We start from the raw sequence: 17,858 nt of genomic DNA on the forward strand, positions 1-17,858 counted from the left end.
GAGGAGGAGGGGGAGAGGACCGAGGGCGGGCGGAGCTACGCTGCGCGGGCGAGCACGAGCGCCCCGATCACGAGCACGATGAGCGCGAGCGCGCCGGCGACCACCAGCGCCACCTTGCCCCACGCGATGGGCGCCGTGCCTGTGACGTGGCTCGCGTCCTGGCCGTGGACGACGGCGCGGTAGCTGCGTCCCTTGTAGCGGTAAGCGAGCACATACGATGGCAGCGCCAGCCGGCGCGTCTCGAGCGCGTGCAAGAGCACCGCCACGTGCACGTTGCGGAACGTGGACCCCGGGATCACGCCTCGCGTCAGGGCGTCCTCCGCGCTGGCGGCGATCCGCTCGCTGACGATCTTGCGCGCCGCCGAGCGCTGCGCGTCGAACTGCTCCAGCACCGCGTCGGGCGGTCCGAGCTGCTGCTGTGTCCGGTGCGCGGCGGGCACCGCCAGGTCGAGCCGGAAGTACGGCGCGAGCTCCCGGGCCTCGTCGAGCGAGAGCCCGCGTGAGGCGGACAGGAGCAGGTTGCGGAACGGCAGCTGCGTCTGTCCGGCGTGCGGGGCCCAGCTGCTCAGCCGGGCGCCCGCGTTCGAGTCCGCCGTCCAGCTCACCACGGCGTCCGCGCTGACGAGCCAGCCCGCCCACCAGATCGGGCGCAGCCCCTCGACCGTCGCCGCGCGCGAGAGATCCGACGGCCGGAAGAAGCCGAGCGTCGACATCCACCGCCGCAGCGCCTGATCGGCCTGATCGGGGGGCACCCCGAACGGGAGCAGCCAGTCGGCCTGATCGATCGGGTCGACCGGCTGCTCGATCCGCGTGACGGCGCCGCAGAAGCGGCACTTCGGCGCCTGCGCCTCGGCCGAGTACGAGACCGCGGCGCCGCACTCGGTGCACCGCAGCACCTGCACCGCCTGCGGGGCCGGGGCGCGGCCCTGCGGCGCGGCGAGGCCGCAGACGGCGCAGCGCAGGTCCCCCGCCTCCAGCGGCCCCTGGCAGCGCGCGCAGCACGGCCCCGTGGCGCTCGTGGTGGCCGAGGCGACGTCCATGTTCACGCTCATCGCGCCCCTCCGGTCGGTGCGGGCCTGCTCTCGCCGGGGCGGACGCGCTCGGTCGGCGCGGGGGCGGCGGCGGGCGGCCTCGCGGCGCCGCGTCGCTCGGTCGGATCGCGGCCCCGGTCGCGCGCCGCGGCGAGGACGAACGGCGCTGCGATCAGCGCGATCACGAGCACGACGGCGAGGGCGATCTTGATCCAGGAGAGGGGGGCCTTGCCGTGGATCGCGCCGGTCTGGCCGTTGATGAGGACCCGGAAGGGCGGCTTCTGCGGGTCGTGCCGGATGGCGAGCACCCAGAGGGGCACATAGAGCAGCTCGAGCGTCTCGCGGTCGAGGTGCGTCTCGTGCGTCAGGCCGTGGTGGCTGTCCCCGGGCATGAAGCCCGAGAGGTCGCGGCCGATCTTCTCCAGCGCCTCCCGCCGCGCGAGGCCGTAGCACTCGGCCTGGGTCATCGTCGGCTCCTCGGCGATCCAGCCGCTGAGCACCGCGGGCGTGTAGCGCCGCATCGTGCGGAGGTCGAACGGCTCGATCGCCTCGAGCTCGGCGTTCGGGACGGCGCGAGACGCCACGACGAGCACGTCCATGACGTAGGTCGCGTGCTGGCCTTCGAGGTGCCGGTGCTCGGTCCTCGTGACGACGCGCGTCCGGGTGACGCTGTTCCCCTTGTCGTCGGTCGTCGTGTACGTCTCGGTTTGCTGGTAGTCCTCGCCGATCTGCGCCGCGTAGCGCGTCTGCGCCATCGCCGAGTACAGGTAGGCGGGCGTGTAGACGCCGCGGATCGCGTCGATCGTCGCCGTCTTGACGCTGGACTGCACGAAGAAGCTCCGCTTTCCCAGCCACGCCTTGACAGCGCCCTGCGCGCTCTCCCGGGTCGTGGTGAACCCGACGACGAAGTGCGGCGACGGCCGATCCTGGGAGGGCGGCCGCTCCACCACCGAGGGCGACGCGCAGTAGGGGCACACCGCGGTCCTCTGGTCCGCTTCGACGCGCAGCGAGGCGCCGCAGGTCTCACATTCGAGTTGCACCGGCGCCCGAGAGAACCGCACCGGGGGGCGCGGCGTCAACAGGGAAGGGGTGGCGTGGCGTCGACAGGAGAGGCGTGCGCGGCGTCACCGAGAACGCGCCGCGCGCCGTCAACAGGGAACGGGCGGCGGGCGGCTCCCGAGGTCGGCGGGAGATGCCGAGTCGCCGGTGTCTTGCTGCGGTGTCTGCCGCATCAGCGGAGACAGCGGGCTCCGCGCCCAGCGCCTGACCGCGGCGTCCGGCCAGGGCTGCCAGCGGGCGCTTGCCTGCGGTGAGCGGGCCGCCGCGGCGGATGCGCGCGGGGCGCGCGCCCCGGCGCGCAGGCGCGGCGCGGGCCGCGGCTCGTCGAGGAAGCGGAGGAGATCGGGGGCGAGATCGCGCACCGCTTCCCGGTGCGGGTAGTGCCCCGCCTTGGCGAAGCGCCGCACGGCCGCGCCTTCGATGTAGCGGTCGATATCCGCCGCGTGGCGCGCCGGGATCACCTGGTCGCGCTCGCCCCAGTAGACGGCGAGCGGCGGTATCTCCGGGAGCCGATGAGCGATGTCCATGAGGTGATGGCGCTGGCCGCGCAGATCGATCGCGTGGCGGAGCGTGCGCGACAGGGCGCGCGCCGTGCCGGGCCGCGCGTTCATCCTGGCGAGGTGCCTGCGCTCTTCCGCGTTGAAATCGCCGCCGAGCACCAGCACCCCCGCGTGCGTGCCGACGCCCATGAGCACCGGCGCGGCCAGCTCGATCAGCCCCGTCACCGCGGCGAGGCGCAGCGGCAGCGCGACCTCGGTGCCGATGCCGCCCGCGGCGACCAGCCCGACGCGGTGGATGCGCCCTGGCCGCTCGGTGGCCACGCACATTGCAATGCTGCCGCCGTACGAGTGCCCCACCAGATCGAAATCGCCGAGCCGGAGGGCACGGATCCATTCAGCGACCACGCCCGCATACCACGCGACCGTATAGGGCGCGTCGGGCCGAGCCGAGTCGCCATGGCCGGGCAGATCGAGCGCGACGACCCGGCGCCCCGCCGCCGCGAGCGCGGGGGCGAGGCGGTTCCAGGTCCGACAGCTATCGGACAGGCCGTGTACCAGGACCACGGGGCGCTGGTCCGCTCCGCCGTTCCGGGAGGGGGTCCACTCTTGCCAGTGGACCTCGCCAGCAGAAAGGACGCGAACATGGCTGCGACACGTGACCGACATGTTCTTCATCAAGAGTTCGCACGAAGTGCCGCGTCTGTCCAGATTGCACAGCTGGGATGGGAAGCTCGGGGGAGGGGGTGCCGCGAAGCGAGCTTCGCGTCCGATGTGGGTTTTGCAGCGCCGGCGTACGCCGTGCTGGGCGCATCATGGTGATCCCCGGAGGGCATCACCATGATGCGATTTGCCAGCCTGCGCCCCCAGGCTGCGCATCGTAGCGAGAGGCGCGATTGCAATTCGTGGCTGCATTGTGTTCGCGCTCATTGCCGGTGTCGCTGGCGCCGTCATTGGATGTGCCGCTCCGCGCGACGCGCCAAGCGCACAGGCGGCCGCCCAGGTGCGGCTGCTCATCGACGCCGCCGTCGAACGGTCAGCAAGGCCAGCCCGCCGCGCTCCTCGGGGGCCAGCCTCGCGCTCGACCGCCGCGGCGGCGCCCCTCGTCCCGGAGGACGGGGCAAGAAAAAAGAAGAGGAGTTCCATGCAGCGCTCGACCGTCTCCCGTGCCCGAATCGGCACAAGGCGCCGCCACCGGGCGATAACGAGAGACGTGGGGCCGCCGCTGTGCCAGCCTGAACCCCGCGGTGTCAGGCCGCGCAAGGTCGAGCCGCGAGCGGGCGTGGAGCGCGAAGAGGCTCGCTCCGCGAGCCCTCCCGCAGCGGCATCGCGATGGACCGAGCGGCCCTTCCCCTCGCGAACTGCACGAGATGACGAGATGCGAGACCTCGAGAGAAATTCACAGGATGCGCGGGCGATGCTGCGCGAGGCGGCTGACGCGGCGACCTCCGCGCGCCGCGTCGTCCGTCACGTCCTCGAGGGGCTCGAATCCATCATCGCGCTCCGCGCCTCCGCCGGAAGCGCGCAGGACATCCATCGCGTGCGGGATCTGGTCGACGATCTCCGCGCCGCGCGGAGGTCGGCGGGCATCTCGTTGCGTGCGGCGCAGCGCACCGCGGACGGCGCGCTCCACGCGCTCGGCGGGGAGTCGCCCGGCGATCGAGCGCGGACTCGAGCCCGCGACCGCGCCGCGCTGAAGGGCCGGCACAGCTCGCACCGTCGGCGGATCCGGCGAGCGTCCCGAGCGCAAACGCCGCGACCGTCCGGCCTGAAGCGCGAGCGCCATGGCGACGCTGCCCGCGCGCGACCCCCTGATCGAGCGCGCGATGCGGCACCGGCATGAACATTGCTCTTCCCTGGCGACCGTCGAGGCGACGTAGCGCCCATGCGTGACGCGAACGAGCACAGCGCCTGCGTGGACGCCTGGATGGATCGGGCAGCTCGGGGCGCGCCGCCCGACCGCCTCATCCAGCTCTTCGAACGAGCGTTCAACGCCCTGTGGTGGCGCGCCCACGTCACCCTCGGGGAGGTCACGCTCGGCGCCATCGTGGATCGCGTTCTCTACTATGCCTCCGAGCGATCCCCGGTCCTCTCGTCGCTCAGGATGGAGTCGGGCGGGATCTGCTGCGTGGAGCTCCACGAGCGCGCCGGGGGCGTGCGCCGCGACCAGATCGAGGAGGGGCTCCGGTTTATCCTGGTGGAGTTCCTCACGGTCCTCGGAAACCTGACGGCGGAGATCCTCACGCCGGCGCTCCACGCGGAGCTCTCGAAGGTCGCGCAGGGGGAGGGGGGTGGGATCGAGAGAGCGTCGGAGAGCGCGCCCGGGATCTCCGAGGGCGAGGACGGCGAGGAAGTGGAGCCATGACGAAGAAGACGGCCATCGCGCGCATCGAGACGGGGGTGCGAAACCTGGATGGGCTGTTCGGGGGGGGGCTGCCGAAGGGGTCGATCGTCGTCGTCGCCGGCCCGCCGGGCGCGGGCAAGACGATCCTCACCCAGCAGATCTGCTTCCACAACGCCTCGGCCAGGACCCGGGTCCTCTACTTCAGCACGCTCTCGGAGCCGACCGCGAAGACGCTGCGCTACCTGAATCAGTTCGACTTCTTCGACGCCGGGAAGATCGACGGGGGAATCCAGTTCGTCGACCTCGGCGCCATCCTCCGGACGAAGGGCCTCGACGGCGCCTTTCGGCTCGTCATGGATCACGTCAAAAAGGTCAAGCCGTCCATGGTCGTCATCGACAGCTTCAAGGTCTTCGACGACCTCGCCAAGTCCAAGGAAGAGCTCCGGAAGTTCGGCTACGAGCTCGCGATCAACCTCATGGCGTGGGAGACCACCACCTTCTTCCTCGGAGAGTTCGGGCACGGCGACATCGAGACCAACCCGCTGTTCTCGATCGTCGACGGGCTGATCATGATCAACCAGCGCCAGGAGTCCGGCGAGCAGCGGCGGGTCATCCAGATCGTCAAGATGCGCGGCACCGACCACAGCCGCGAGGAGCACTCGTTCGCCATCACGCGGGCCGGCATCGACGTGTTCGCGCCCCGCCTCACCATCCACCGGGCGGCCGTCGAGGGCAAGGAGCCGCGCCTCCGGACGGGCATCTCGAGGCTCGACGAGCTCCTCGGAGACGGGATCCCGCGCGGCTCCAGCCTCCTCATCGCCGGCGTGGCGGGGACCGGCAAGACGGTGCTCTCGCTCGAGTTCATCTACCGCGGCGCGAAGGCCGGCGAGAAGGGGATATTCTTCTCCTTCGAGGAGAGCGACGCGCGGCTGCGCGCCACCGCCCGTGGCCTCGGCTGGGACCTCGACGCCGAGATCGAGCGCGGGATGGTCGAGATCGTCTTCATCCCGCAGCCCGACATCCTGGTGGAGGGGCACCTGCTCATGCTCAGCGAGCGGATCCTCGGCATGAAGGCGCGGCGTGTGGTCGTCGATTCGGTCTCGGTCTTCCTGCACAAGGTCAAGGACCCGCAGGTAGACCGAGAGAAGATCTTCCAGCTCGCCAGCGTCATCCACAACGCGCAGGCGGTCGGCTTCCTCGCCACCGACATCCCCTACGGCACCAACCAGATCAGCCGCTTCGGCGTCGAGGAGACCGTGGTCGACGGGGTCATCCTCCTCTCCTCGACGGAGGAAGGGCTCGAGCGCCAGCGCTACATCGAGATCTACAAGCTCAGGAACACCGCCCACCTCAGGGGCCGGCACAGCATCCACATCGGCCCGGGCGGGCTCATCGTCTATCCCCGTTACAACGCGGAGGCGGCGTTCGGCGAGCCGCCGCCCCCCCTGGACACGGCGCGGCGCCTGCCCTCCGGCGTGCCCGGGCTCGACGGGCTGCTCGGCGGAGGGCTGCTCGAGCGCAGCGTCACCCTCCTCTCCGGGAGCGCGGGCATCGGGAAGAGCACCCTGTCGCTGCAGTTCCTCCTCGAAGGCTGCCGCCGCGGAGAGCCGGGGCTCTACCTCGCCCTCGAGGAGGGGCCCGCGCAGCTCATCAGGACCGCGGAGGCGCTGGGGCTGCCGCTCCAAGAGGCGATCGAGAAGGGGCTCGCCGAGGTCATCTACCTCTCGCGGGAGCGCGTCCGCCCGAGCCAGCTCCTCTCGCTCCTGACCGACAAGATCCGCACGCAGAAGACGCGTCGATTCGTCCTCGACAGCGTGAGCCACCTCGCGGCCGAGGGCATCCCGGACGACGAGCTGCGGCAGCTCCTCTACGCGCTGATCACGCGGTTCAAGGCGCTCGGCGTGACCACCCTGCTCACGCTCGAGTCGAGCGTGATGTACTCCAGCGAGACCGTCACCGACCGCAGGTTCTCTCCGGTGGCCGACAACCTCGTCGTGCTCCGGTACACGCCCATGCCGGGCGAGATCAGGCCGACCCTCATGGTCGTGAAGACGCGCGGCAGCGAGCACGATTTCGGCGCCTACCACTTCACCGTGGGGAAGGGCGGCGCCCGGATCGGGCGGCGCGCTGACCTGGGTGCCCCTCTGGCGGCGAAGAACACCGAGCGCCGGAGGCGAACGACGAAATAGGAGGCGGGGATGAGCACCGGCCGCCGGAAGAAGGAACCGCCGAGAGCGCACCAGAGAGAGGCGAGGAGCGACGACGCGCGCGGCGAGCAGGAGCCGGCGCGGCGCGGCGGCGAGGCTCCGGCCGCCGGAGGCCTCGAGCGCGCGTACCCTCGCGTCCTGTACCTCTACGAGATCAGCAAGCAGCTCACGCGCTTCGAGGGCGCCGAGCGGACCGTCCCGTCGGTCCTCGCGACCCTCGCGCGGGCGCTCCCCCTCCGCACCGCGCTCGTCCTCCTGGGAGTCCCGGGTCGCCCCGGGGTCAAGACCATCGTCTGGAGCGCCGAAGGTGTCGGCGCCGATCGACTCCAGGCAGCGAGATCCCGTGCCGCGACCTCGTACGCTTACCTCACCGGCTCGGAGGCCGCGCGGCCGGCCGATCCGGACGGCGGGCCGGCCGCGGCGAGCGCGCCCTCCGGACAGCCTGCCGGGGCCCCGCGGGCCGAGGCAGAGGAGCGCGGGTGCTTCCTCGTCCTCCCTCTCGTCATCGACCGCGGGCCGATCTTCGGCGCTCTCCAGATCGAGGGCGCCGCCCGTCTGGAGGAGCCGGATCTCGTGTTCATGAACGCGGCGGTCAACCAGCTCGCGATCGCGCTCGATCGCCAGGCGATCATCGACGCCAAGCAGGCGGTCGCGGAGGAGGCGCGTGCAGCGGCCCAGCGGAGGCAGGCCGAGGCCGACGAGCAGCGGGCGCTCGCCGAGGCGCTGCGGCAGCGCTACGAGGCGCTGGTGGACAACCTCGCTCGAGCGTTCGTCTGGGAGGCCGACGCGCGCACGCTCCAGGTCCTGTACGTGAGCGCGCGGGCCGAGGAGCTCCTCGGCTATCCGCGCGCGCGGTGGCTCGCGGAGCCCGACTTCTGGAGCCGCTGCGCCGAGCCGGACGATCGCTGCGAGCTCGAGCGGGCGCTCCGGAGGACGCTGGCCGCCGAGCGGGACCAGCGCTGCGACCATCGCTGCCGGACGGCGGACGGTCGCGTGCTCTGGCTCCACACCGGCATGCACCTGGTGAAGGACAGCGCCGGCGCGCCTCGGCTTCAAGGTGTCTCGATGGACGTCACCCCCGCGAAGGAGGTGGAGGCGAGGGTCCGTGAGCAGCTCGAGTTCACGCGGGCGGTGACCGGCAGCATCGGCGAGGGCGTGATCGCGATGGATCGCGAAGGGCGGATCACCTTCTTCAACCCCGCGGCCGAGCGCTTGCTCGGCTGGACGACGGAGGAGGTCGTGGGGCGGCGCGTCCAGGAGGTCGTCCGGTTTCGACGCGCGGATGGGACGTCCATACCTGACGAGGATCACCCCGCGCTGCGAACGATCCACACGGGCGAGCCGGTCCGGAGCGACGAGGACGTGGTTTCACGCCGGGACCGAGCGGCCTTGCACGTCAGCTGCACGTTCGCCCCTCTGCAGCGAGCAGGGCAGGTCTCGGGGGCGGTGCTCGTCTTCCGGGATATCATGGAGGTGAAGCGAGCCGAGCAGGTGCAGCGATTGTTCGCGGAGGTCAGCGCGGTCCTCGCCTCCTCGCTCGACTACGCGGAGACGGTCTCCTCGGTGGCGCGCCTGTCGGTGCACGCCCTGGCCGATCTCTACTTCGTCGACCTGGTCGACGAGAATGGCCGTGTCGAGCGCCTCGCGCCGACGTCCGCCGATCCCGCGAAGCAACGGCTGGCCGAGCGGATGGGGGATTTCGCCCAGCGGCCGGGCTGGGAGACCCCGCAGGCGCGGGTGCTGCGGAACGGCGAGCCGCTCCTCATCCCTGAAATCACCGAGTCTGCCGTGGGGGCCGCCGCCCACGATCCGGGCCATCGAGGGTCTCTCCGCGCAGGAGGCTCGGGAGCGGTGATGGTGGTGCCGCTCGTGGCCCGCGGGCGGACGATCGGCACGCTCACGTTCGTGACGGCGGAGCCGAGCCGCCGCTACTCCGCCGCCGATCTGGTGGTGGCCGAGGAGGTGGCGCGCCGGGCCGCCACGGCCGTGGAGAATGCGCGCCTGTACCAGCACGCGCAGCGCGCCATTCGCACGCGGGACGATTTCCTCGCCATCGTCTCTCACGATCTCAAGAATCCGTTGAGCGCCATCTTGACGGCCGCGGCTCTCCTCATGCGGACATTGCCGGCCGACGAGGCGGGAGCGCACGACAGGAGGAAGGCCGAGGTCATTCTCCTCGCCGCGCAGCGGATGCTCCGGATCATCGGTGATCTGCTCGACGTCGCCGCCATCGAGGCGGGCCGGCTGTCGGTGGAGAAGCGGATGCACGCGGCGGGCGCGCTCGTCCACGACGCGATCGAGATGGAGCGGGCGCTGGCGGCGCAGAAGCACCTGGTGCTCGAGGGCGAGATCCGCGGCGGGGGCGACTTCGAGGTGCGCTGCGATCGCGAGAGGGTCCTCCAGGTCTTCGCGAACCTGATCGGCAACGCGATCAAGTTCACCGCGGAGGGAGGGGCCATCACGGTCCGAGCGGAGCCACGCGGCGACGAGGCGCTCTTCGCCGTGACGGACACGGGGGCGGGGATCCACGCCGACGAGCTCCCTCACATCTTCGATCGTTTCTGGCAGGTGTCGGAGACCGCGCGTCTGGGGACCGGGCTGGGGCTCACCATCGCGAAGGGCTTCGTGGAGGCCCTCGGCGGGAGGATCTGGGCGGAGAGTCAGCTCGGCGCTGGCGCCACGTTGTTCTTCACGCTCCCCCTCGCCCGGCCGGAGGGAGCCGCCGCCGGAGGGAGCCGCTAGAGAACGTCGTCCCGCGCCCCCAGCCTGCGCGTAGTAGCGAGCGGTGCAATGACAAGTCGCAGCTGCCTTGTGTTCGCGCTTGTTGCCGGTATCGCTGGCGCCTTCATTGGACGCGCCTCGCCGCGCGACGCGCCAGGCGCACAAGCATTTCCGAGCGCATCGTCCCCGAGTTCGACGGCGGCATCTCCCGGCCGTGGCTGCAGAGAGGAACGCGCCGTTCTCGCCTCGACCAGGGCACAACTGGAACTCTGCATGGCCCTTCGTTCGCGGGTTCCCGAGGCCGAGCCATCTGGCGTTGCCAATCCATCCGAGGTCGATCCTCCGGAATCCCAGCCCTTCGACCAGCGCATGTCGAAGGTCGAAGAGATCCGTCGGAATCGCCGGCTCTTGGACAGCTATTCCGAGGCCGTGGTCGTCCAGCACCATGATGGGAGAACCGGTGTCTACAAACCTGACGAATGGCCGGATGACGGCGATGGGTACATCGTCGCGCGCAAGTTGCCCAGCGGACGGCTCGGAGTTTATGCAGGGCCAGACGCCGGACCACGCACAGATCCCGACGCATTCCGGCCCTGGGATCCTCCGATCCCTCCGCGACGCGTCTGGAAGCGTGAACCGGATGGGACGATCACAATCGACGGAAAGCCTGCGAGCCCTGGCGTGCAGTTCATGTTCGGCGGAAAGATCGAACAACCGTCGAAGCCGCCGCAGTGAGAATGCGCCATGACAAGTTCTCGCGCCTTCGGGTTCGTCATCATTGCCGGGGCTGGCATCCTTGGCGTCTTCCTCGGACGCGCCGTACCCCACGATGCGCCAGGTGTCGCAGCGGATGCTAGGGGGTCACCCACGTCTCCGGGCACGACGCCTGCCGACGATGAGTGCGAGGCCGAACGAAGCGCCCTGGCCTCGACCAGGCAAAAATTGGATGTGTGCATGGCCATTGACACGGCGGAGCCAGAGGCCGCGCCGTCCAGCGTTCCTGAGACCCCCGAGCCGGAGCCTCCAGCTTCCAACGTCGAGCCGACCCTCCAAGAGATCATCGCCGAAGAGATCAGGAGCTATCACGGTCGTCTGGACAGCCTACCCGAGGCTGTGATCGTTCAAGAGGCGGATGGAACGATCGGCATCCATAGACCCGACGATTGGCCGACCGACGCTGACGGCCTCATCATCGGACGAAAGCTCCCCAGTGGAGAGATCGGATGGTATGCCGGGCCAGATGCTGGACCACGCTCCGATCCTGCCGCGTTTCGACCAACCAAGTCCGTAATCGTCTTTGCGCACGACTTCGTGCGTGAAGCAGACGGGGGTCGAGGTGCTCCAGCTTGGATAAAGCGCAGGCTCGGCGAGAGGGTCGATGAGCCGGCGAGTCCGTAGCTCATCGAGATCGATGCAGAACCGCTCTTCGGTCGCGCTGAGGCGCCGGCCGATTGCGGTCGGGCCAGGGCGGCGTGGGCGCGGAGGACGGCGCCGGGGGCGAGCTCTGGCGCGATGGAGAAGACCGCCCGATCCGTCGAACGAGCTGGCCCGCGACACGGCCTACTCCCGGAAGCGCAGCGTCTCCACGGCGACGCCATCCTCTCCTGTCGTCATGGTGCCGTCATGGCTCCAGCTCGTGCCGCCTTGGCCCGGCAGGCCCAGCTCGAAGGTGACCCCCTCCAGCGTGAGCTGGTCCTCGTCGAGGTAGGCGATCCCGATCACGTCGCCGCCGCGCCCGGGGCAGCCGTAGCCGCCGTCCGTCCCCTTGTCGCCCTCCCATCCCGTCTCGGTCAGGCGCCCGATGCCTCGGCCGGCCGCCCCAACTGGCGCACGGACAGAATTTGTACGCCTGGTTGCCCATTGACGCCACGCTCGACTGAGAAGAGTCTCGAGTGGTGCGGCTCGTCAGCGAACCTGCGGCGAGCCGCGGGGCGTGAGCTTAACTCTACTGCGGGAAGTCGAGCTGCGAGGCAAACCGCCATGACGCCAAGGAACCAGGGGAATAGGAGGCGAAATGCCGGGACGGCCCTTACTATCTCCTCTTGGCGGCCTTGGCGTCATGGTGGTCTGCCGGCTGATCTGGGGCAACCTCCAGCAATAGTGTTAAGGTGGGCATTGCACCATGCAGAGGCTCCCTATGATAGCGTCGTCTCCATGCGGGCAGATGCTCCCTGACGATATGGCGGTCAGCTCAACCGTCGGACCAGTTTTGCGACTGGAGGCGACATGAAGGCCAGTGTAATTCTGATCTGTGGCTTCGTTGCTGCGTGCAACTACGACATGGGTGAGTGCTACCTTCGGGATGATCGTGGTGAGGGCGTCGGCGCAGGCGTCATCACCCCGGGTGGGGCCGGAGGCTTCGGAGATGCGCCACCGGATCCGCAAGACGAGCTGGAGCGTTCCGAGTGCAGTGAAGCCGTTGAGGCAGCAGCCCAGGTGAATTGCGCATCCCCCGGCAGCAATACGTGCGTAGACCAGTGCGAGGCGATCGGTGCCTACTGCGTTCATCACGCTTCGCATCCGTACAGCCCGAGCAGCGGGGTTGGCGATCTGTACTGGTGCAAAGGTGGCAAACCCACGTGGACATGCTCTTATCAGTATTCAAATGGAGACAACTGCACCATCATCAATCCAATTGGAACTTGGCTTTGTCGATATCAGTTTGACAAGTAGAGGACGGGGAAATGACGCGTGAGCGGCAAGTGGCGCAGGCGCTCTCCGAGGGGCTTAACTGTCTCTCTGCGATCGTGGAGTCGCTCGACGTCGGTGCGTCGGTGTCCGAGCTCCCGACGAATGAATGGCTGGGGACTCTGTGCGCGATGGGAGACGCCTTCGATGCGATTCTATCCAGAGAGGTGACGACGACGCTAGTCGTGCGGCAGGCTGACTGTGACTTCGTGCGAAGGTTGGTCGGCTTGGTGCTGGAGTGGACGACTACGCGCCAGCCTCCACAAGAGCTGCGGACGATGATCGAGTCTATTTTGAAGATCTTCGATCGTCGCGGCACCGAATCTGCTCCTGATACGCAGAAGTGACGAGGCGCCCGCCAGCGTAAGAGCTCGCTCGCGACACGGCCTACTCAGGAAAGCGCAGCGTCTCCACGGCGACGCCATCCTCTCCTGTCGTCATGGTGCCGTCGTGGCTCCAGCTGGTGCCGCCTGGGCCCGGCAGGCCCAGCTCGAAGGTGACCCCCTCCAGCGTGAGCTGGTCCTCGTCGAGGTAGGCGATCCCGATCACGTCGCCGCCGCGCCCGGGGCCGCCGTAGCCGCCGTCGCCGCCGTCGCCGCCGCGGCCAGCGCTGCACGCCCGCGCGCCGTCGTAGCCGTCGCCGCCGTACCCGCCTCGTCCGGCTTGGCCGCCTTGCTGGGGCGGCCCTCCGTCGCCTCCCGCCCCGCCGGCGGGCGCCTTGATGACGCTGTCCCGGACCGTCACCCTGGCGTGCAGCGCGGCGATGCCGATCGACGGCGAGCCGTTCTCGCCGGCTCGACCCCCCCGGCCGCCACAGCCGCCAGCGCCTCCGGAGCCGCCGCCGGCCCCTCCCTTGTCCGCCGCCGTGCACACGGCGAGCCCGCCGCGCCGGCCGCCGCCCCCGCCTCCGCCCTGGCCCGGCGTTCCCCAACCGCCGTCCGTCCCCTTGTCGCCCTCCCATCCCGTCTCGGTGAGGCGCCCGATGCCCTGGCCGGCCGCTCCCGCCGCTCCCGGGGTCCCGGGGCGCCCGGACCGGCCGTGCTCGCAGGCGCTCCCCTCGCGCTCCGCGTGGCCGCCGAGGCCTGAGGTCGGGTCGGCCGCCGGCACCGGTTCGCCGGTGTCTCCGTCTTCGGCCCGCGCGGGCAGCCCATCACCGCCTTTGCCGCCGGTGCTCGACGTTCCGTCGTCACACGGGTTCGTCACCGCCGCGCCTCCGGGGATCCTGGCGGCGGAGCACGCGTTCTCACCGAGCAGGCCATCGGGGCCGGCCGCTGCTCGGCTCGGCCATGCCTCCCCGTCGTGGCCCGCCCTGCCGCCGTTGAGCGCCCTGATCTCGCTGCGGACGATCTCCACCGCGGTGTTGGACTGAACGAGCACCCCGATGGGGGCCCCGCTCAGGACCCACACGTGATCGAGCGTCGAGACCCCGTCCGCGGCCCCCGTGTCGCCGGGGCGCGCCGGCTCGACGATCACCGCGATCCGCTCATCCACCTCGGAATTGATGCGGCCGCGGCTGTCGCTGCTCCGGCGCCGCCATTCGAGGAAGTCGAAGCCGGCATGGATGTCCACGCCGGAAGGAAGCCTGATCGCCCCCACGAAGGTATCGGTGGGCATGAACACGCGACCGCGCCCGGTGCGAGCGAGCTCGATCGCCCGCTGGACCGAGCGAACCGGCCGGTCCTTCGTGCCGGGGTTCGCGTCGTTGCCGTCGAGGATCTCGCTGTTGACGAACACCCCGCAGCCGTCCATGGCGCGATCCGCGGCGAGCTCCTCCAGGCACGTCGACTCCGGGACGGCATCGCCCGGACAGGCGGACGGAGCGTCGCACGGCGGTGCGCCGCCCGGCTCGTTCACCTCCGGAGAGTTCCCGCAACCGGCCATGGCGAGCGACAGGACGACGAACGGAAGGAACACGGACTTCACGCGCATGGGCATGCCTCACCGGAAGCGTCCCTGGGGACGCACGCTATCCAAGGCGCTAACGGGGCAGCTCGTTCGGCCCGCTGAACGCCTGGGTCTCCGCCGAAGGAGCGGAACCGCCTTTGCCAGCCACATCGAGCGTGCCGGCGTTCCCCGCGAGGCCGCCCTCGCCAGCCGGTCCGAACTTGATGACGGCGCCGGGCCGGAGGGCCAGGTTGGGGACCACGTAGGCGACGCCGATGGACGGGCCGCCGAGCCCGCCGCCGGCGTCGCCCCCGCGGCCGCCGTTGCCGCCGTAGCCGCCATGGCAGGCGTCCAACATCCCGGGCACGAACCCCTTGCCACCGTACCCACCGTGCTTGCCGAAGCCGCCCGGTTGGCCCGTTCCGCCGGTCCCCCCGTTCCCGCCGCGGCCCGTGACCACCTCGGTGGCCTCGATCGTGAGCTCCGTGCCCTCCAGCGCCACGATGCCGATGCTCGCGCCGCCGTAGCCGCCGCCCTTGCCGCCAAGGCCACCGCAGCCGCCGCCGCCCCCCGAGCCGCCGGCCGCCCCGGTCTGGGGTCGGGAGGCCGGGCACACGGGGAGACTCACGCCGTCGCGCGACTTGCTTCCACCCCCGCCGCCTCCGGCCTGGCCGACGCCGCCCCGCTCCCCGTCGTCACCGCGGACACCGATCCACCCGTCGTCGTTGAGATAGCCAATTCCGGCCGCGCCGCCGGCGCGGCCACGGTCCTCGCCGGGCGCGCCAGCTTTCCCGTCGCTGCACGCCGTGCTGCCGGCGCCGGCTCCTCCGAGGCCCTTGCCCTCGGGGTTCGGTGCGGGCTCGGGCTGTCCCAGAGCGCCGTCGCCGCCCTGCTCGATCCCGCCGTCGCCCCCGTACCCGCTCGTCGACTCGATGCCCTCGCCGCACGCGGTCACGACCGGGAGGGCGCCCATCGCGGCGTCCGCCGTGCAGGCATCCGCCCCGTCGTTCCCGAACTGCCCGCTCTGCGCGCGGGCGCTCGGCGCGTCCTCGCCGGGCTCCCCGTCCTTGCCGTTGCCCGCGATGACCACGCTCGACACCAGCTTCACCCTGGCGCCGTAGCTCAGGATCACCGCGATCGACGACCTGCCGTCGATCGCCGAGGCGTCCGCCGCCACGACGCGCACGCCGGAGATCGTCGACGTCGCGTCCTCTCCCTCGATGACGCGCAGCGGGACTCCCCCGGGCGGCGCGATGGTCGTCCGCTGAGCGGGCCCGCCGAACGACCAGTCGCCTCCGTCGCAGCGTCGGCCGCCCCAGAGATCGACGCCCGAGGGCAGGGAGATCGCCTCCTCGAACACCTCGCCGCAGGCGTACACGCGCCGGGTCGGCGCCTCGCCGCCGCCTCGTCCGGTCGTGGCCAGCTCGACCGCGCGCTGGAGCGTCTTCACCGGCGCGTCCTTCGTGCCGGCGTGGTCGTCGTCGCCGTGCTCGCTGGCGAAGACCCCGCACGCGTCGAGCGCCTGCGCCTTGCCGGGCTCTCCCTCGCACGGTCCGGGCGAGGGCTCCGGATCGGGGGCGCAGTCCAGCCCTTCCCAGCAAGCATCGGAATAACGGCACGCGGTCGACGTGCTCGCGCTCCACGCGCAGAGCACAACAGCCACAACGGATACTCGCCTGGTCGCGTTGCGCTCGTTCCGCATTCCGCGTGCACGGTAGTTGCGCCAGCCGCTCGGCGTCAACACGCAGGAACGGCATCAAGGATGCATTTGTCCGTGGAAAATGTCTCTCGATAACGCAATGCGACCCGCGGGTCAGCGGCATGTGCGGGCTCTTCGCTTCCGGCGGGCGCTCGATCCGTCCAGTGCAGCGGAGCGACACCGCGCCGTGACGCGCGCTCACTCCACCAGAAAGTAGCGCGCGTCTCGCTTGATATCGAAATGGAAGTGGTCCGCGTGCGCCTCGTTCGCGTTGGGCGTGAGAACGACGTTGAACAGCCCGCTCGTGGAGATGGAACAGAGGATCTCCCGCAGCTCGAGCGCGTGGGGGCTGGGCGCCTTCGGCTCCGATCCGGGGCCGCACGGCGGCGCGCCGATGGCGCCGAGCCAGTCGGCCTTCACGTCGAGTCGGGTCCCGTCGGCCTTCACGAAGGCAGCGACGTCGATGGCGAGACCGAGGGCGTGCTGGTTGGGGCGCCTGGGCGCCGCCGCCGGCTTCTTCGCGGCGCGCTCGCCCGGTTTCGCCGCTTTGACGGCGGCCTTCAGGGTCTTCTTGCCTGCCGGCGGCTTCGCGGGCGCCTTCGGCGGCGCCACGGCGCCGGCTGGACCGGGCCGGTGCATGCTGAAGTGCACAACCTCGACGATCCCGCGCGTCGTCAGGAAGGCGGCGAGATCGTCGAGCGCGAGGACCAGCCGGCAATCGGCGATGTCGAACGGGGAGGCCGACCTGGGCTTCGCCACGCCGTCGCCGCGGAACGTGACCCCGTGCAGCGCGCCGGTGATCCTGACCGGCCGGTCGACCAGCGAGGCGCCGCGCGCCGGGGCGTGCGGGATCCCGCGGCGCTTCATCTCCCTGTCGCACGCGTCGGCCGAGAGCGCCCCGTAGGTGGCCGCGCGCGACGAGGCGGACCACGCGGGCAGCTCGAACCGCGCGCCGCCCGCGTCCCAGCCGCCGTCCAGGAGGGCGGCCGCGCCGTCCGCAGGCGCAGGCGCGTCGGCGTCGCCCTCCAGAGGGCCGTCCCCGCCATCCGCGAGCGCCGTCGCTGCACCGGGGGGCGCGGGCGCCGCCGCTGCGGGGGCATCGACCGGCTCCTCCGAAGCGTGGCGTAGTGAGGCGATGCCGAGCGGCGTGAGGAGCGCCGCAGCGCCGATCAGGGCCGCGCCCAGGGTCAGCGCACGGCGGGAAGGGAGCGCGCTCATCTCTGGCGGAGCTTAGGAGAAACCGGGCAGCCTGGCAGCCTTCGTGGCACCGGACACGCGCCGGGGGAGGCTCCCCGCAGCCTTCGTGGCACCGGACACGCGCCGGGGGGAGGCTCCCCGCAGCCTTCGTGGCACCGGACACGGTCCGGGGGAGGCTCCCCGCAGCCTTCGTGGCACCGGACACGCGCCGGGGGGAGGCTCCCCGCAGCCTTCGTGGCACCGGACACGCGCCGGGGGAGGCTCCCCGCAGCCTTCGTGGCACCGGACACGCGCCGGGGGAAGCTCCCCGTAGCCTTCCTGGCACCGGACACGGGCCAGGGGAAGCTCCCCGTAGCCTTCGTGGCACCGGACACGGTCGGGGAGAGGCTCCCCGCAGCCTTCGTGGCACGGGAGACGGTGGCCCGTAACGGTGCTCTCTGGTTCATGGCACAGCACGTGCCATCCAACCATCGCCACATCCAGCGCGCCTGTCACGGAGCGAGCAGCACCCGAGCCACTGGCTCGCGCTCC

15 protein-coding genes are annotated in these 17,858 nt (G+C 71.0%); 7 read left to right on the forward strand and 8 right to left on the reverse strand.

The genetic code is table 11. The features are described 5' to 3' along the window. Positions 1–35: 35 nt before the first annotated feature. From WMF44_RS19160 to WMF44_RS19175, 4 genes are all read right to left on the reverse strand, one after another. Entirely contained in the window at positions 36–1,052 is a 1,017-nt protein-coding gene (locus WMF44_RS19160) for a zinc ribbon domain-containing protein (protein ID WP_437300565.1), read from the reverse strand. After that, complete coding sequence (locus WMF44_RS19165; protein ID WP_437300566.1) at positions 1,049–2,110, reverse strand: hypothetical protein; 1,062 nt, start codon at positions 2,108–2,110, stop codon at positions 1,049–1,051. Before WMF44_RS19165 ends, WMF44_RS19160 begins: the two co-directional genes overlap by 4 nt. A gap of 69 nt (positions 2,111–2,179) precedes the next feature. Beyond that, positions 2,180–3,154: an alpha/beta fold hydrolase gene (locus WMF44_RS19170; RefSeq protein WP_437300567.1), complete on the reverse strand. Its 975-nt coding sequence runs from the start codon at positions 3,152–3,154 to the stop codon at positions 2,180–2,182. Positions 3,155–3,986: 832 nt separating this feature from the next. Further along, positions 3,987–4,295: a hypothetical protein gene (locus WMF44_RS19175; RefSeq protein WP_437300568.1), complete on the reverse strand. Its 309-nt coding sequence runs from the start codon at positions 4,293–4,295 to the stop codon at positions 3,987–3,989. 177 nt (positions 4,296–4,472) lie between these two features. On the opposite strand from WMF44_RS19175, the gene WMF44_RS19180 reads away from it, so the two are divergent. The 5 genes from WMF44_RS19180 (at position 4,473) to WMF44_RS19200 (ending at position 11,257) form a co-directional block, all read left to right on the forward strand. Beyond that, complete coding sequence (locus WMF44_RS19180) at positions 4,473–4,952, forward strand: hypothetical protein (protein ID WP_437300569.1); 480 nt, start codon at positions 4,473–4,475, stop codon at positions 4,950–4,952. Further along, the gene (locus WMF44_RS19185) at positions 4,949–7,120 is read left to right on the forward strand and encodes an ATPase domain-containing protein (RefSeq protein WP_437300570.1); all 2,172 of its coding nucleotides are present in this window, start codon (positions 4,949–4,951) and stop codon (positions 7,118–7,120) included. Before WMF44_RS19180 ends, WMF44_RS19185 begins: the two co-directional genes overlap by 4 nt. A 9-nt stretch (positions 7,121–7,129) precedes the next feature. Continuing rightward, a complete protein-coding gene (locus WMF44_RS19190; RefSeq protein ID WP_437300571.1) occupies positions 7,130–9,880 on the forward strand; it encodes a sensor histidine kinase in 2,751 nt (916 codons plus the stop codon). A 252-nt stretch (positions 9,881–10,132) separates the two neighbouring features. Beyond that, entirely contained in the window at positions 10,133–10,594 is a 462-nt protein-coding gene (locus tag WMF44_RS19195; RefSeq protein ID WP_437300572.1) for a hypothetical protein, read from the forward strand. Positions 10,595–10,813: 219 nt separating this feature from the next. Then, positions 10,814–11,257, forward strand: coding sequence for a hypothetical protein (locus WMF44_RS19200; RefSeq protein WP_437300573.1), 444 nt, complete (start codon positions 10,814–10,816; stop codon positions 11,255–11,257). A 162-nt stretch (positions 11,258–11,419) separates the two neighbouring features. Here the strand turns inward: WMF44_RS19200 and WMF44_RS19205 are convergent, their stop codons facing one another. Next, positions 11,420–11,581 carry a hypothetical protein gene (locus WMF44_RS19205; protein WP_437300574.1) on the reverse strand — a complete coding sequence of 54 codons (162 nt, stop codon included), beginning with the start codon at positions 11,579–11,581 and terminating at the stop codon, positions 11,420–11,422. 504 nt (positions 11,582–12,085) lie between these two features. On the opposite strand from WMF44_RS19205, the gene WMF44_RS19210 reads away from it, so the two are divergent. Next, positions 12,086–12,532, forward strand: coding sequence for a hypothetical protein (locus tag WMF44_RS19210; protein ID WP_437300575.1), 447 nt, complete (start codon positions 12,086–12,088; stop codon positions 12,530–12,532). An 11-nt stretch (positions 12,533–12,543) separates the two neighbouring features. After that, positions 12,544–12,894: a hypothetical protein gene (locus tag WMF44_RS19215; RefSeq protein ID WP_437300576.1), complete on the forward strand. Its 351-nt coding sequence runs from the start codon at positions 12,544–12,546 to the stop codon at positions 12,892–12,894. Between the two features lie 40 nt (positions 12,895–12,934). Here the strand turns inward: WMF44_RS19215 and WMF44_RS19220 are convergent, their stop codons facing one another. From WMF44_RS19220 to WMF44_RS19230, 3 genes are all read right to left on the reverse strand, one after another. After that, positions 12,935–14,476, reverse strand: a complete 1,542-nt coding sequence (locus WMF44_RS19220) for a hypothetical protein (RefSeq protein WP_437300577.1) — start codon at positions 14,474–14,476, stop codon at positions 12,935–12,937. Between the two features lie 49 nt (positions 14,477–14,525). Then, on the reverse strand, positions 14,526–16,094 hold the full coding sequence (locus tag WMF44_RS19225; RefSeq protein ID WP_437300578.1) for a hypothetical protein: 1,569 nt from the start codon (positions 16,092–16,094) through the stop codon (positions 14,526–14,528). Positions 16,095–16,328: 234 nt separating this feature from the next. After that, on the reverse strand, positions 16,329–17,348 hold the full coding sequence (locus WMF44_RS19230) for an extensin family protein (RefSeq protein ID WP_437300579.1): 1,020 nt from the start codon (positions 17,346–17,348) through the stop codon (positions 16,329–16,331). Between the last annotated feature and the right edge of the window lie 510 nt (positions 17,349–17,858).

This window comes from Sorangium sp. So ce426, from assembly GCF_051475585.1.
Classification (GTDB): Bacteria; Myxococcota_A; Polyangia; order Polyangiales; family Polyangiaceae; genus Sorangium; species Sorangium cellulosum_B.